General features: G+C 73.1%; 14 protein-coding genes and 1 pseudogene. 10 read left to right on the top strand and 5 right to left on the bottom strand.

The genetic code is table 11. The annotated features are described in order from the left end of the window. Positions 1 to 65 precede the first annotated feature (65 nt). Complete coding sequence (locus ACH4K1_RS19210; protein ID WP_228994843.1) at positions 66 to 335, bottom strand: hypothetical protein; 270 nt, start codon at positions 333 to 335, stop codon at positions 66 to 68. 112 nt (positions 336 to 447) lie between these two features. On the opposite strand from ACH4K1_RS19210, the gene ACH4K1_RS19205 reads away from it, so the two are divergent. The 6 genes and pseudogenes from ACH4K1_RS19205 (at position 448) to ACH4K1_RS19180 (ending at position 6114) form a co-directional block, all read left to right on the top strand. Beyond that, the gene (locus ACH4K1_RS19205) at positions 448 to 1068 is read left to right on the top strand and encodes a DinB family protein (protein WP_398090477.1); all 621 of its coding nucleotides are present in this window, start codon (positions 448 to 450) and stop codon (positions 1066 to 1068) included. Positions 1069 to 1177: 109 nt separating this feature from the next. Continuing rightward, entirely contained in the window at positions 1178 to 2011 is an 834-nt protein-coding gene (locus tag ACH4K1_RS19200; protein ID WP_398090476.1) for a PP2C family protein-serine/threonine phosphatase, read from the top strand. A 63-nt stretch (positions 2012 to 2074) separates the two neighbouring features. After that, complete coding sequence (locus tag ACH4K1_RS19195; RefSeq protein ID WP_398090475.1) at positions 2075 to 3100, top strand: MASE1 domain-containing protein; 1026 nt, start codon at positions 2075 to 2077, stop codon at positions 3098 to 3100. Between the two features lie 306 nt (positions 3101 to 3406). After that, on the top strand, positions 3407 to 3601 hold the full coding sequence (locus tag ACH4K1_RS19190) for an antitoxin (RefSeq protein ID WP_398090474.1): 195 nt from the start codon (positions 3407 to 3409) through the stop codon (positions 3599 to 3601). A 256-nt stretch (positions 3602 to 3857) separates the two neighbouring features. Beyond that, the gene (locus ACH4K1_RS19185; RefSeq protein WP_398090473.1) at positions 3858 to 5486 is read left to right on the top strand and encodes a sigma-70 family RNA polymerase sigma factor; all 1629 of its coding nucleotides are present in this window, start codon (positions 3858 to 3860) and stop codon (positions 5484 to 5486) included. A 250-nt stretch (positions 5487 to 5736) separates the two neighbouring features. Then, positions 5737 to 6114 (top strand): annotated as a pseudogene (locus ACH4K1_RS19180) (VOC family protein). A 150-nt stretch (positions 6115 to 6264) separates the two neighbouring features. Here ACH4K1_RS19180 and ACH4K1_RS19175 read toward each other — a convergent pair. Continuing rightward, entirely contained in the window at positions 6265 to 6606 is a 342-nt protein-coding gene (locus ACH4K1_RS19175; protein ID WP_398090472.1) for a hypothetical protein, read from the bottom strand. Positions 6607 to 6646: 40 nt separating this feature from the next. Further along, on the bottom strand, positions 6647 to 8377 hold the full coding sequence (gene ctaD / locus ACH4K1_RS19170) for a cytochrome c oxidase subunit I (protein ID WP_398090471.1): 1731 nt from the start codon (positions 8375 to 8377) through the stop codon (positions 6647 to 6649). 319 nt (positions 8378 to 8696) lie between these two features. Here ctaD and ACH4K1_RS19165 point away from each other — a divergent pair, with 319 nt between their 5' ends. Then, on the top strand, positions 8697 to 9353 hold the full coding sequence (locus ACH4K1_RS19165; RefSeq protein ID WP_398090470.1) for an NADPH-dependent F420 reductase: 657 nt from the start codon (positions 8697 to 8699) through the stop codon (positions 9351 to 9353). Between the two features lie 230 nt (positions 9354 to 9583). After that, positions 9584 to 10087, top strand: coding sequence for an SRPBCC family protein (locus tag ACH4K1_RS19160; protein WP_398090469.1), 504 nt, complete (start codon positions 9584 to 9586; stop codon positions 10085 to 10087). Between the two features lie 60 nt (positions 10088 to 10147). Here the strand turns inward: ACH4K1_RS19160 and ACH4K1_RS19155 are convergent, their stop codons facing one another. Further along, complete coding sequence (locus ACH4K1_RS19155) at positions 10148 to 10987, bottom strand: pentapeptide repeat-containing protein (protein WP_398090503.1); 840 nt, start codon at positions 10985 to 10987, stop codon at positions 10148 to 10150. A 143-nt stretch (positions 10988 to 11130) separates the two neighbouring features. Here ACH4K1_RS19155 and ACH4K1_RS19150 point away from each other — a divergent pair, with 143 nt between their 5' ends. Continuing rightward, a complete protein-coding gene (locus ACH4K1_RS19150) occupies positions 11131 to 11628 on the top strand; it encodes a hypothetical protein (protein ID WP_398090468.1) in 498 nt (165 codons plus the stop codon). Positions 11629 to 11693: 65 nt separating this feature from the next. Next, positions 11694 to 11918, top strand: coding sequence for a hypothetical protein (locus ACH4K1_RS19145; RefSeq protein WP_398090467.1), 225 nt, complete (start codon positions 11694 to 11696; stop codon positions 11916 to 11918). A gap of 64 nt (positions 11919 to 11982) precedes the next feature. Here the strand turns inward: ACH4K1_RS19145 and ACH4K1_RS19140 are convergent, their stop codons facing one another. Next, the gene (locus ACH4K1_RS19140) at positions 11983 to 13920 is read right to left on the bottom strand and encodes a BTAD domain-containing putative transcriptional regulator (protein WP_398090466.1); all 1938 of its coding nucleotides are present in this window, start codon (positions 13918 to 13920) and stop codon (positions 11983 to 11985) included. Positions 13921 to 13936: the final 16 nt, after the last annotated feature.

The following is a 13936-nucleotide window of genomic DNA, read 5'->3' as shown; positions in this document are numbered from 1 at the left end:
TCGGACGGCCGGCTCCCACCCGCAGTCGCTCCCCCGGCTCCCGGGCCGGTCCGGACCGGCCCGCGTCAGCGCACGTCTCCGCGCCAGTCCCACTGATGGCTGCCCGGCGACCGGGGCCCGTACTCGGCGCGTCCGCCGGGGCCGTAGGCGCCGATCTCGGTGACCAGCCCGACGCCGTCGCGCAGATCGGCGTCGTCCCACCCCGTGACGTCGAGCAGCAGCCCGTCGAGCGGGCCGCCGACCAGTTCGCGGTAGTCGTGTCCCGGTCTCGGACCGGGGCGGGGATCGTCGTGGTCGGTGCCGTACACCCGCCGCTGCCTCATCAGCTCGTCCATGCGGGCAGCATCCCACCGGCCACTGACAACGGCTCGGTACGGGGGTCCATCCGGCCGGTGGCCGCCCCCCGGAGGGGGCGCGTCCGCCCGCGGTCTGTGGCACGCTCCCCCGATGACCTCTCCTCCGCGCCTGATCCCCCTGCTGGAGCAGTACGACTTCGCCTGCGAACGGCTCCTCGCCCGCCTTGCCGGACCTGTCATGGACAGCGGCAACGGCGTCGACATCGGTGTCACCCCGCTCGGCGACGAGGAGTACCTCTGGGAACCCGTGCCCGACTGCTGGTCCGTCCGCCGGCGCGGCGACGGCCCCGGGGCGCGGGCGACCGTGCTGGCGGGGGCCGGCGAGTGGGGGCGGGACTCGGCGGGTTCGCCGCATCCGTTCCCGCCGCCGTTCACCACGCTCGCGTGGCGGCTGAGCCACCTCTGCGAGATGCTCACCCTCCGGGCCGATCACACTCGGGGCAGCAGGTCGCTGACGCGTGACGGCTACCGTACGCCGGGGGACGCCGCCGGCGCGGTGGCCGCCTTCGAGTCCGCTTCCGCCGCCTGGCGCGAAGCTCTCCTGACCGTTGACGAAAGCGCTCTGGACACCGTCGGGTACAGCACGTATCCGAACGGCAGCGACGCCGAGGACCCGTTCGTCGAGGTCGTCTGGTGGGTCAACCAGGAGGTGTTGCACCACGGTGCGGAGATCGCCCTGCTCCGCGATCTGTACCGCGCCCGGCCGTCCTGAACGGTCGGGCGCCGCGTTCGGCCGACGGGGCGTTCCCACCGTCGTCACGGTCGCCGGTCGAGGGTGCCAACTATATGATTCAGGGACATAACGCACTGCGGAGCGGCACATGAACCGGCGTCGGACCCCCCGCTCGGCCAGTTCCGAAGATCTGCTCAACACCTTGCAGGACCTCACCGCCCGGGCCCGGCGCGAAGTGGAGTTCCACCAGGCCAGGGTGGAGCTGGCCCAAGCGCTCCAGCGCGACATGCTCCCGGCGGTGCTGCCCGCCCTCCCCGGTCTCCGGTCGGCGGCGGGCTACGTCCCCGCCCGCCACGGCCTGGACATCGGCGGCGACTGGTACGACGGCTTCCCCCTCGCGGACGGGGCCCTCGGCTTCGCCGTCGGCGACGTGCAGGGGCACGACGTCGAGGCGGCGGCCTTCATGGGGCAGGTGCGCATCGCGATGCGGGCCATCGCGGGCACCGCGTCCGACCCCGGCGAGATCCTGGGCCGGACGAACGACCTGCTGCTGTCCGTGGACTCGGGACTCTTCGCGACCTGCACCTTCCTGCGGCTCGACCCGGTGACCCGGGAGCTGCACAGCGCGCGGGCCGGCCATGTGGCGTGCGTGTGGGCCACCGCGGAGGGCAGGTCCGGCGTCACCGAGGACCCCGGCGGTCTGCCGCTGGGCATCGACCCCGGCGAGAGCTATCCCGTCACCCGGCGCACCCTCGACTCCGACGGGGCGATCGTGCTGCTCACCGACGGGGTGGTCGAGGGCCCCTCGCTGCTGATCGAGGACGGCCTCGAACGGGTACGGCGCCTGGTCGCCGCACACGTCGGGGCCGACGCGGCCCAGCTGGCCGAGCTGGTGCTGGGCGCGGCGGAGGAGACGGGTCACGAGGACGACGCCGCCGTACTGGTGCTGCGGCACGGGGCCGCCCGCGGCGGCCCCCGGTGACGACGGGGCCGTACCGCGCGTGTCACCGGCCGACTCCCGCCGCGGCCGGTGTCTGATGAGTGAGTGATCCTCAGCAGGGATACCAGACGTCGGGCCGTGTACGTGGCGCAGGTCCTGGGGGTGGCCGGCGTCTATTTCCTGGCCGGGCGGGTCGGGTTGATGCGCCAGGTCGTCCTGGACGGGGCGGTGGTCACGCCGCTGTGGCCCCCCACCGGGATCGCCCTGGCGGCACTGCTGTGCCTGGGTGTCCGGGTCTGGCCCGGCATCGCGCTGGGCGCCTTCCTCACCGTCTCCGGGATCGGCGACGCGTTCACCCTCAGCCGTCCGGCCATCGTGTTCGGCAACACGGTCGCCCCGCTGGCCTCGTACGCACTGCTGCGGAAAGTGGGCTTCCGTATCGAGCTGGCCCGGCTGCGGGACGGGGTCTGCCTGGTGTTCCTCGGCGCGTTCGCGGGGATGCTGCTCAGCTCCACCATCGGAAGCCTCACGCTGCTGTTCGACGGAAAGGTGCCGCCGGGCCGGTTCTGGCTGGTCTGGTCGTCCTGGTGGGCGGGGGACGCGATGGGGGTCCTGGTGGTCGCCCCCGCGCTGCTGGTCCTGCGAAGGGTCCGGTGGCCGCGTCCGAGTGAACGGTGGCTGGAGGCGTCGGTCCTCGCAGCCGTCATGGTCGTGACGTCGTTGATCGCCACACGCAGCACGCTGTCGATGATCTACCTGGTGTTCCCGGTGATCATCTGGGCGGCTCTGCGCTTCCAGCTGCCCGGCAGCGCTCCGTGCGCCCTGGTCGTCTCGGTGCTGGCCACCGTCGCCGGGACGGACGCCCTGGGGCCGTTCGCGGGACACAGCCTGATGGAGATCATGGTCAATCTCTCGCTGCTCAACGGGTGCGTCGCCCTCACCGCGCTGCTGCTCGGCGCCATCGTGGCGGAGCACAAGAACATGCGCCGCGAGACGGAGTACGCCGTCGAGGAGCTGGAGGCCCTGGTGGAGCAGCTCGCACCGCTGTCGGGGCCGGCCTCGGCGCGGCACAAGGACCGGCAGCGCCGCCACGGTCCGCCGGACGGCGGCGCCCGCCCGGAACGGCGATGACACGCACGGACGCCACCGGATCCCGCAGGGGCCGGTGGCGTCGGCGGTCAGTACGGAAGGGGGCGGCCGGAGGGAGTGCGCAGGTCGAGCGGCGGCGGCCCCGAGGGGGGCGGGGGACGACGGACGACGACTCGGATGCGGCCCAATGCCACCACCTCCTCCTGGTAATCCGGTATGTGCCCAGTCGGCGCGGGTTCACACCTGGCCTCCTGTCCGGTCGGCCCGCCGAAGCCCGGCGCGGATGCGGGCGGCGTCCTGGGCGGTGACCCTTGATGGTGGGGGGAGCAGCATCGACGAGGAGGACGCATGTCCGCACTGGACAAAATCAAGAAGATGCTCAAGGGCCACGAGGACCAGGCCGGCAAGGGGATCGACAAGGCCGGCGACATGGTCGACGACCGTACGCAGGGCAAGCACCGGAAGCACGTCGACACCGCGCAGGAGAAGCTCAAGCAGCAGTTCGGAACGGAGCGCGACCAGGACGGGCCGCCGCGCGGCTGAACCGCCCGTCCCGCGCACGGGTCCGGGCCACGGTGGGGGCGGGCCGTGGCCCGGACCCGTGCGCGGGAGCGCCCCCACCCGGTGTCGCGGAGCCCCTTCGCGAGGGCCTGCGGTGGAGAGGCCGGGGCCGGGGGCCCCGGGGAAAGGAGGAAAGATTTCCGGGGTTGCCGGCGGGATTCTTGTTATCGTCCCGCTCGGCCGCCGTCTCCCACGTGTGGGAAGTGACAGCACCGGACCCCGGAAGAGTGAGCACAGCATGGGCAAGGATCACCCGACGGTCTTGATCGCGGCGGCACGAAGCGGCGACCAGCGGGCCAAGGACCAGCTCGTCTCGGCGTACCTGCCGCTGCTCTACAACGTCGTCGGACGCGCGCTGGACGGACACGCGGACGTGGACGACGTGGTGCAGGAGACGGTGGTGCGCATGCTGCGGGGCCTGCCCGGCCTGCGCGCCCCGGAGAGTTTCCGTTCCTGGCTGGTGGCGATAGCCATGAACGAGATACGTACGCACTGGCGCGAGAAGCAGTCGGGGACGATAGCCGCGGACCGGCTGGACGCCGCGTACGACCTGCCCGACCCCCGGGCGGACTTCGTCGAGGCGACGATCCTGGAGCTCGGCCTGACCGGCCAGCGGAGGCAGGTGGCGGAGGCGACGCGGTGGCTGGACGAGGACGACCGCGCCCTGTTGTCCCTGTGGTGGCTGGAGACCGCCGGGCATCTGTCCCGGGCCGAGGTCGCCGCCGCGCTCGACCTCACCCCCCAGCACACCGCCGTACGGGTTCAGCGCATGAAGGCGCAGTTGGAGGCGGCTCGGGTCGTGGTGAGCGCGCTGACCGCCGAACCCTCCTGTGTGCTGCTGGACGACATCGCCGCCGGCTGGGACGGGCGCCCCTCCGCCCTGTGGCGCAAACGGCTGGCCCGCCACGCAGGCGAGTGCACGGTGTGCTCGGGACTCCGCTCGGGGCTGGTGCCCGCCGAGGGGCTGCTCGTGGGGCTCGCGCTGGTCCCGGTGGCCGCCGCGGCCGGGGCGGGGGCCGCTCCCGAACTGCTGGCCACCGCGGCGCACCTCCGGGCGCCCGCGCCGGGCGCGGACGGTTCCGGGGCAGGAACGGGACGGGCCGGGCGCAGACGGGTGCAGGCGCGGCGACGCCGCCGCAACTCGGCCGTGGCCGCTGTGGTGGCGGTCGCGGCGCTGGGCACGGGCGGCGCGGCGGTGCACCTCTACACCGACGGTGACGAGCGGGACGCGACGACCGTCACGGCGGACGCGCCGGCTCCCCCTTCCGAGGCGACGGCCTTCGCCTCCCCTCCGGCGGGCCCGTCCCCCTCGGCCTCCGTGTCGGCGTCGGCGTCGGCGTCGGCGTCGCCCAGCGCGTCGGCGTCGCCGAGCCCTTCACATACGCCCGGGGCGAAGCCGAGCAAGAGCACTCCGCCACCGCCCGCCCCCCGGTCCGCCGCCCCTGCCCCGAAGCCGCCCGCGCCCCGGCCTGCACCGCCCGCCCCGGCCGGTACGGCCGAGCAGGTCGCCGAGCTGGTCAACGCGGAGCGCGCCGAGGAGGGCTGCGGTCCGGTCTCCGTCAACGGTCTGCTCAACACCGCAGCAGAGCGGCACTCCGCCGACATGGCGGCCCAGGACTACTTCTCGCACACCTCGCAGGACGGCAGGGAGCCGGGCGACCGGATCGCGGCCGCCGGTTACCGGTGGTCCACCTACGGCGAGAACATCGCCAAGGGCCAGCGCACCCCGGCCGATGTGATGCGGGCGTGGATGGACAGCCCGGGGCACCGGGCCAACATCCTGAACTGCTCGTTCAAGGAGATCGGCGTGGGGAGACAGGACTCCGGGGGCGGCCCCGTGTGGACCCAGGTGTTCGGCGCACGCTGAGCCGGCCCTGTGCCCCTGACGCGCGGGCGAAGCGACAAGCAGCTCTCTGCAGGGGGCTGGGGGGGCGCTCGTCGGCGTTTTGATCTCCTGGGGCAGCAGGAGCCGTGGGCGGCGGGGCGGGTCCGGCCGTGACGCGGATCCGGGCCGCGTTCGGTGCCCCTGCCCGGCGCGAGGCGTACCCGAGGCCCTCGATCAGCCCCACGCCGCCCTCCAGGCCGCCGAAGTCCGGGTCCGCGCCTACGGTGCGGTCATGACCGCTGAACTGGAGTGCGCGGTCCTGGACTGTCGCGATCCGAGGGAACTGGCCTGCTTCTCCTCCTTGTCGCTCGGCGGGGAGGTCGGCCGTGCCGACCGGCGGTGGGCGTGCGACGCGGACTGGTCCACCCTGCACACGCCGGGCGGACTCGTCCTCGCGTTCCCGCGGGTGGCGGACCACCGGCCGCCGCCCTGACCCGGCCGTGATCCGCCACCACAGTTCCACCTGGACTTCGGCGTCACCGATCAGGAACGGGCGCACGACGAGGCCCTGGCGGCCGGGGCCTCCCCGCTCGACGCCGGGGAGGAGAGCCCCGGCCGGCGCGTCTACGCCGACCCCGCCGGGCGCCCCTTCCGCCTGGTGCGGCGCTGACCGCTCCGGCTCCGCTTCCCGGGACCGGGGCTCCCCGGCCCGGCCGCTGATCGGCCGCGCCGGGCCCGCCGGAGTCCGCCCAGCCCTTCCGCCCCTCCGGATCCGGGCCCCGCCCGAGGCCGGTCCGAGCCCTGGAAGCCGGCCCCCGGGTCAGCGCAGCACCAGCGCCAGCGCCGTGCCGAGGCAGGCCGCCGCGCCCACCGCACCGGCGGAGACGGCGACGCAGCGGGCCCGGAGCCGGGCGTAACGCCCGGTGTACTCCTCGCGGAGTTCGTCCGCGCGGTCACGGATGCGGGAGAGTGTTTCCCGGGCAGCGGTGACGCGTTCGACGATGAACACCCGTTCGACGTCTTCGCGCTGCGCGGTGGTCAGCCAGGGCAGTTGTTCGGTGAGCCGGCGTGCCTGGCGCCGGGCCTGCTCGACCTCGGCGCTCCACAGCAGGAACCCCTCCAGTTGGACCAGGCCCCGTGCGCTCTCCTTGTCGGGTTTCACCCGTCCTCCTCTCCGTCGCCTCCTCCGTACGGGACCGATCTCACGTGTGCTGGTCCCCCGGAGCGACGACCGCGGACTTGTCGGGACGGTTGGTGGCGTCGGCCAGGGCACGGACCGTGGGGTGGTGCAGGTCGAACGCCGGGGACTCGGAACGGATCCGCGGCAGGGTGACGAAGTTGTGCCGCGGCGGCGGGCAGGAGGTCGCCCACTCCAGCGAGCGGCCGAAACCCCACGGGTCGTCGACCTCGATCTTCTTGCCGTACTTGGCGGTCTTCCAGACGTTGTAGAAGAACGGCAGCATCGACAGGCCGAGCAGGAACGAGGAGATCGTCGAGGTCGTGTTCAGCGCGGTGAAGCCGTCCGCGTCGAGGTAGTCCGCGTAACGGCGCGGCATGCCCTCGGCGCCGAGCCAGTGCTGCACCAGGAACGTGCCGTGGAAGCCCACGAACAGCGTCCAGAACGTCATTTTCCCGAGCCGCTCGTCCAGCATCTTCCCGGTGAACTTCGGCCACCAGAAGTGGAAGCCGGCGAACATCGCGAACACCACCGTCCCGAACACGACGTAGTGGAAGTGGGCGACGACGAAGTACGAGTCGGAGACGTGGAAGTCCAAGGGCGGTGAGGCGAGGATGATCCCGGTCAGACCGCCGAACAGGAAGGTGACCAGGAATCCGACGGCCCACAGCATCGGTGTCTCCAGCGAGATCGACCCTTTCCACATCGTGCCGATCCAGTTGAAGAACTTCACACCGGTCGGTACCGCGATGAGGAAGGTCATGAACGAGAAGAACGGCAACAGCACGCCGCCCGTGACGAACATGTGGTGCGCCCACACCGTCGCGGAGAGACCGGCGATGGCGATGGTGGCCGCGACCAGGCCGATGTAGCCGAAGACCGGTTTACGGCTGAATACCGGGAAGATCTCGGTGACGATACCGAAGAACGGCAGGGCGATGATGTAGACCTCGGGATGGCCGAAGAACCAGAAGAGGTGCTGCCACAGCAGGGGGCCGCCGTTGGCCGCGTCGAAGATGTGCGCGCCGAATTTGCGGTCGGCCTCCAGCGCCAGCAGGGCCGCGGCGAGGACCGGGAAGGCCAGCAGGACCAGGACACCGGTCAGCAGGACGTTCCAGGTGAAGATCGGCATGCGGAACATCGTCATGCCGGGGGCGCGCATGCAGATGATCGTGGTGATGAAGTTGACCGAGCCGAGGATCGTGCCGAAGCCGGAGAAGGCCAGACCCATGATCCACATGTCGGCCCCGACGCCCGGGGTGCGGACGGCGTCGTTGAGGGGCGCGTAGGCGAACCAGCCGAAGTCGGCCGCACCCTGCGGGGTGAGAAAGCCGGCCACCGCGATGAGCGAGCCGAAGAGGTACAGCCAGTACGCGAACATGTTCAGCCGCGGGAACGCCACGTCGGGCGCGCCGATCTGCAGCGGCATGATCCAGTTGGCGAACCCGGCGAACAGCGGCGTCGCGAACATCAGCAGCATGACTGTGCCGTGCATCGTGAACGCCTGGTTGAACTGCTCGTTGGACAGCAGCTGGATTCCCGGCCGGGCCAGTTCGGCGCGCATCGCCAACGCCAGGAGCCCTCCCACGCAGAAGAACCCGAAGGAGGTGACGAGGTAGAGCGTGCCGATCGTCTTGTGGTCCGTCGTGGTCATCCACTTGACGATCACGTTGCCGGGTTCCCCGCTCCGTACCGGCAGTTCGTCCTCTTCGGCGGTATCGGTCTCCACCGATTGCGAGATGCCCCTCGTCGTCACTACGACGCTCCTTCGATCGACGGCCCGTATGGACTCGGCGACCAGAATGGACCCGCGACGACAGGTGCGGTGGGACATCCTTCCCCGTTCGGCGGAGGCGGCCGACAAGGACACCCGAACGGCCTACAGCGACCGGGGCCGTCCTCCCCGGTACGTCCGTCGGCGCGGCGGCCGAAAACGCACGTCAACGTCCCGGAGCCGTTCGGGTATTCCTTCATGGAGAACGGAATAGCCCCGGATGCGGCGGAGTTGGCGAAGGGGCAGAACCGCATCTCCCCTGGTTCATTCCCCATTCGACGAGCTTCGAAAGGCCGGACCCATGAAGATCGGCATCATCGGCGCGGGCAACATCGGCGGCAACCTGACACGGCGGCTGACCGCGCTCGGGCACGAGGTCGCGGTCGCCAACTCCCGCGGCCCCCACACGCTCACCGCCCTCGCCGAGGAGACGGGGGCGACGCCCGTGGCCGCGTCCGACGCCGCGAAGGGCGCCCGGGTGGTGGTGGTCACCGTGCCGCTCAAGGCCGTACCGGACCTGCCGGAGGGGTTCCTCGACGACGCGGCGGAGGGCGTCGCGGTCATCGACACGGGCAACTACTACCCGCAGCGTGACGGGCGCATCGCCGAGATCGAGGACGGGCTGCCCGAGAGCCGGTGGACGGAGCGGCAGATCGGCCACCCCGTGATCAAGGCGTTCAACGGCACGTACGCCCAGGACATCCTGGACCGGGGCCGCCCGCAGGGCACTCCGGGCCGGCAGGCGCTCCCGGTGGCCGGTGACGACCCCGCGGCCAAGCGCACCGTGCGCGACCTCATCGACGAGCTGGGCTTCGACACCGTCGACAGCGGCGGCCTGGACGATTCGTGGCGCCAGCAGCCCGGTACGCCGGTGTACGGCAACCGGGGCGACGTCGACGCCATCGTGAAGGCGCTGGCCGAGGCGCCGCCGGAGCGCACGGCGGAGTGGCGCGCCTGACCTCGGGCGGCACACAGGGGGGCGGCCGGGCGAGGGCTCCGGTCGGGCGGGAGACGGGGATGTCCGCCCGGCCGGTCCGCCGGCCGCCCACGGGCTGGCCGGCAGCGTGCTCACGGGGCGGAGCCAGCCGGGCCTACTCGCGAGTAAGGTGTGGGCTCCGAGTCGCCGTCCCCCAGGCCGTACGGCCTCGGGAAGTGGTCCGTCGACGGCCGTGGAAGAGGAGCCGCCCCATGCCCCGCACCCTGTCCGTAGCCGACAGCATCCTCATCGACGCCGCCCCGGCGCGGGTCTACCAGCAGCTCAGCGACCCCACGGCGATGGGGCGCTGGAGTCCGGAGAACCGGGGCGCGACCGTACGGGGCGATCGGCGCGAGGCCTACGTCGGCATGGTCTTCGAGGGGCGGAACAGGCGGGGCGCCGCGCGCTGGACGACGCGCTGCACGGTGACGGCGGCCGATCCCGGCGAGCGCTTCGCCTTCCGGGTGCACGCGATAGGGCTGCGGCGCCCGCTGGTCCCGGGGCCGATCGCCACGTGGGAGTACCGCTTCGAGGCGGTGGGCGGCGCGACGCGGGTCACCGAGACCTGGACCGACGACCGCCGCTGGCCGGACTTCCTCGCCGCCGCCTTCGACCGGGTGGCGACGGGCGGAAAGACCTTCGCGCAGTTCCAGGGCGGCAACATCCGCACGACGCTGAGGCGGCTCAAGGCGGCGCTGGAGGCGGATGCGGACTGACGGGCGGGCGACCCGGTCGGGGCGCCCCGGCGGGTCAGGGCCGAAGGGGCGCGGCCCCGGTCACGATCCGCCGGGCGCGCTGGGGGCGGTCCAGTGCGCAGGGCGGCTCAGGGACGGAGGGAGCACGGTCTTCGCGTCGCCCTTCGCGGCGTTCACCTGGGTCTGGGTGAGGAAGAGGCTTCCGGCCAGGTCGGCGCCCGAGAGGTCCGCGTCGCGGAAGTCCGCACCGATGAGGTCGGCCAGGCGGAGATCGGCGCCGGTGAGATCGGCGGCGATCAGATAGGCACCACGGAGATCGGCTCCCCGCAGGTCCGCCCCGCGCAACCGGGCCCCGATGAGGTCGGCGCCGGGGCGGTGGCGCTTCTTGGAGCGCGGCGCGGCGGCCCGGACGAGTTCGCTGGTGCGCTGGAGCAGCCCGGCGACCTGGTCCCGGTGGCCGGCGACGTCCAAACCGGCGAAGTCGACGGCGGGTCGCGCGGTGTGCCGCTCGGTCGCTTCCAGGGCCCGGCGGAGTTCGGCGCGCAGAGGCCGCGCCTCGGGCCGTGCGAGGGCTTCGGTGAGGTACCAGAGCAGTTCGTGGAGCTGCCGCATGACCGGGAACACCTGGAACATCTGCGCGGCGAGGTCGGGGGACGATCGCCAGTCGCGGCCCCCGTAGGTCTCCTGGGAGACCTTCTGGCCGGCGCCGAAGCAGTCGTACACCGTGCAGCCGGGGAAGCCCTTCGGGCGCAACCGTGTGTGGATGCCGCAACGGAAGTCGTCCCGCAGATGGGTGCAGGGGCGCCCGGCCGCCTTGTCGACGGCGAAGTCCGACGAGGCCGTCAGCGTGAGGGCCACACAGCAGAGAGCGAAGCAGTTCGCGCAGTCCCCGCGGAGGGCTTCCCGTCCGGTGTCGGCCATAGGGTTCGGTACGTCGTCGGGCACGGGTGGCGGATCCTCGCGTCGCTGCTGCGGAAAAGGTGGGACGGGGCGGGGTGGAGCCCGCGCAAGTCTACCGGGGGGCCGGGGGCACACTGGGCGCGTACGGATGACGAGGGGGGCGCATGGGCACCGAGGAGAACAGCGGGTTCGAGCCCGCGACCGGCGACGGGCCGCCCGTCCCCGTCGAGTCCGCGGCGGCGCGGGCCGCTTCGGTGCGGACCGCTTTCGAGGGGCTGCTGCAGATCCGTCGCCTCACCGGCTCCGGGGAGGCCGACCCTCTGGCCGTGCCCGCCCCGTGGGAACGGAACCGTCCGGTCAGGGCGGTCGCGTTGGCCTTGGAGCACGCGGGAGCGGCGCCTTCGGCCGTGGCCCCCTCGGGGCAGCGCGTGTCGGCCGGCTATCGGGTGAGCCGTGGGGAGACGCCGGGTGCGGTACGGGTCGAGTGGACCGGACCGCCGGGCAGTGGCGCCGTTCACGACGAGGAGGAGGCCCTGGCCGGCTGTGCCGCGGCCTTGCGGGAGCTGGGCTGGACGGTGCTGCTGTACCGGGGCCCCCGCAGGCGGCGCTACCTGGAGGTGGAGCCACCGGGAGAGCCCTCCGGTGGGCGCGGCCGGGCGTGAGGACGCGTTGTCAGACCCATGGGAGATGGTTGAGGGTCCGACGGCTCTGAGGAGGAGATGCTGAGATGGACCAGGTCGAACGCGCGGCGGCCCAAGCGTACGTCCGCCTGTTGGAGGCCACCCGGGCAGCGCTCGCGGACCCCGATGACGCTCCGGTCCACCTGCCCCTCCTCACCTCTCCGGTGAGGGAGGCCGACCATGCCCTGCGCAACGCGGGGCTGACGGGCAATGAGGACCGGTTGTTCGCTCTCGTCCGGGAGCTGCGGCCGAGCCTTTCCGGCAGCAGCTAGTCGTATCGACCCGCAGGGTTGTTCACGCGGCTGACCGGTGGGGGCCGCGGACGATGTCGGTCAGCTAGCTCTTGCCGGCGCACGCCTCCGCTTCCGCCAGGTACCGCGCCACCGGCCCCAGCGTCAGCATCCCGCTCGCCCCGCCCGCGTGTTCGGTGCGGGCGGGGTGCAGGGCCGTTGCCGCGCGGGCGGCGACCGGGCGCTCGCCGAGGCGGGCGGCGGCGTGGGCGGTCAGACACCAGAGCGCCTCCTGCATGTGGTCAAGGGGCGGTACGGGCGCCGTGGTCAGGGCGGTGCGGGCCTCCTCGGTCCGGTTTCGGGCGAGTAGCACCAAGGGGCGCGTCCAGGGGCGGTACGGGCCCCAGTCGAGGGCGGGATCGGTGGGCGGGGGACGGTCGTGCAGGAGACGGAGGCCCAGAAGGGCGAGGGCGAACAGGCCCAGGTGCAGCCCCGGCATGCCTCCTGCCTCCGCGAGGGCGTTCTCGGCGGCGCGGTAGTGCGCCGCGGCCGTGGCGGCGGTCGGCCCGCCCGGTTCGGTACTGCGGGCGGCCGAAGCCCGGGCCCGGAACCAGCCGGTGAGGACGGGGACGAGAGATGCCTCGGTGCTGACGGCGAGCTGCTCGGCGGCCTCGGCGTGGGCGGTCGCGGCGTCGAGGTCGCCGAGAGCGGAAGCGGATTGCAGGCGGACGAGGCGGCCGAGCACGACGAAGTCCGGCAGTTCGTGCCGAGTGGCCAGGTCCAGGATCTCGGAGCCGATCACGTCCCGTTCCGCCGCGAGGCCGGGCCGGGCGAAGGACTGGAGGAAGACGCCGTTGAGGGCGAACGCCAGCAGGGCGGGATCGCCCAGCTCCCGGGCCAGCGCCTCGGCTTCGCGCGCCGCCCGTTCGGCGCGTCCCCGTTCGGTGGCGGACAGATCGGCGCTGCGGCTCTCGACCGCGACGGTGGCCAGCAGTCGGGCACGCGCTCCGGCGGGGCCGTCCGTGCCGAGTGCGGTGAGCGTACGCTCGGCCGCCGCGACGACGGCGCGGGACTGCTCGGGGTCGTCGGCCCGGCTCCAGAGGGCGGGCACGTCGTAGGCGCCGATGACCCGGGCGGTCAGGGCGATGTCTCCGGTGCGCTCCGCCGCCCGGACGGCGGCGAGGCGGTCGCGCCGCGAGTGGACGAGGGCGTCACCACCCGCCAAGGCCAGGGTGCGGGCCAGTCCCACGGTGGTGCGCGGGCCGAGTCGTGCGCCGGAGGTCCAGACGGTACGTGGGGGCTGGAGCGTGGTGGCTCCGCGGAGAATGTCCGTCTCCAGGCGCCGGAGGTCGGCGCCCGGGTCGAGCCCGAGCTGGTCCGCGAGCATCGTGCGGGCGCGGCGCAGGGTGGCCAGTGCGTCCGTCTGACGGCCCGCCCGGTGCAGTGCGCGGGCCAGTAGTCCCCAGCCCGTCTCCCGCCAGGGGTGTTCGGTGACGTGGGCGCCGAGTTCGGCGACCAGCTCGGCTCCGGAACCGGAGTCGAGGAGGAGGCGGGCCCGCAGTTCCACCGCCTCCAGCCTCAGTTCCTCCAGCCGGGTCCGTTCGCGCTGGGCCCACGCGGAGCCGGTCACGTCGGCGTAGGCGGGGCCGCGCCAGGCCGCGAGGGCGGCGTCGAGGTCGGTCAGCGCATCAGGGGTACGCCGGGCACGGGCCAGGGCGTCCTCGAAGCGGTGGACGTCCACGGTGTCGCGCGGCAGGCGCAGCGCGTAGCCGGGTCCTTCGGTGACGAGGAGGCGCGGCGGGGTGCGGGGCGGCCGGCCGGGTTCGATGGCTCGGCGCAGGGCGGCGACGAACGTACGCAACGCCCCCACGGCGCGCACCGGCGGCTCGGCCCACAGGTCGTCCACGAGGGTGTCGGTGGTGACCAGCCGCCCCTCGGCGGCGACAAGCCGGGCGAGCACCTCGCGGTGGCGGGGTCCTCCCAGGTCGACGGGGGCGCCGTCGTCGTGAAGGGCCCGCACGGCCCCGAGTACGTCGATTCGCATGCCCTCCATCTTCCGT

This window comes from Streptomyces sp. NPDC017448 (assembly GCF_044330565.1).
GTDB lineage: Bacteria > Actinomycetota > Actinomycetes > Streptomycetales > Streptomycetaceae > Streptomyces.
This window is presented reverse-complemented; position numbering and strand designations above follow the sequence as displayed.

Excerpts from the sequence above, each read along its gene's own strand:
- ACH4K1_RS19205 (WP_398090477.1), top strand. The coding sequence starts at position 448 with ATGACCTCTCCTCCGCGCCTGATCCCCCTGCTGGAGCAGTACGACTTC.
- ACH4K1_RS19165 (WP_398090470.1), top strand. The coding sequence starts at position 8,697 with ATGAAGATCGGCATCATCGGCGCGGGCAACATCGGCGGCAACCTGACA.
- ACH4K1_RS19185 (WP_398090473.1), top strand. The coding sequence starts at position 3,858 with ATGGGCAAGGATCACCCGACGGTCTTGATCGCGGCGGCACGAAGCGGC.
- ACH4K1_RS19155 (WP_398090503.1), bottom strand. The coding sequence starts at position 10,987 with ATGGCCGACACCGGACGGGAAGCCCTCCGCGGGGACTGCGCGAACTGC.
- ACH4K1_RS19160 (WP_398090469.1), top strand. The coding sequence starts at position 9,584 with ATGCCCCGCACCCTGTCCGTAGCCGACAGCATCCTCATCGACGCCGCC.
- ACH4K1_RS19200 (WP_398090476.1), top strand. The coding sequence starts at position 1,178 with ATGAACCGGCGTCGGACCCCCCGCTCGGCCAGTTCCGAAGATCTGCTC.
- ACH4K1_RS19190 (WP_398090474.1), top strand. The coding sequence starts at position 3,407 with ATGTCCGCACTGGACAAAATCAAGAAGATGCTCAAGGGCCACGAGGAC.
- ACH4K1_RS19210 (WP_228994843.1), bottom strand. The coding sequence starts at position 335 with ATGGACGAGCTGATGAGGCAGCGGCGGGTGTACGGCACCGACCACGAC.
- ACH4K1_RS19140 (WP_398090466.1), bottom strand. The coding sequence starts at position 13,920 with ATGCGAATCGACGTACTCGGGGCCGTGCGGGCCCTTCACGACGACGGC.
- ACH4K1_RS19145 (WP_398090467.1), top strand. The coding sequence starts at position 11,694 with ATGGACCAGGTCGAACGCGCGGCGGCCCAAGCGTACGTCCGCCTGTTG.
- ACH4K1_RS19150 (WP_398090468.1), top strand. The coding sequence starts at position 11,131 with ATGGGCACCGAGGAGAACAGCGGGTTCGAGCCCGCGACCGGCGACGGG.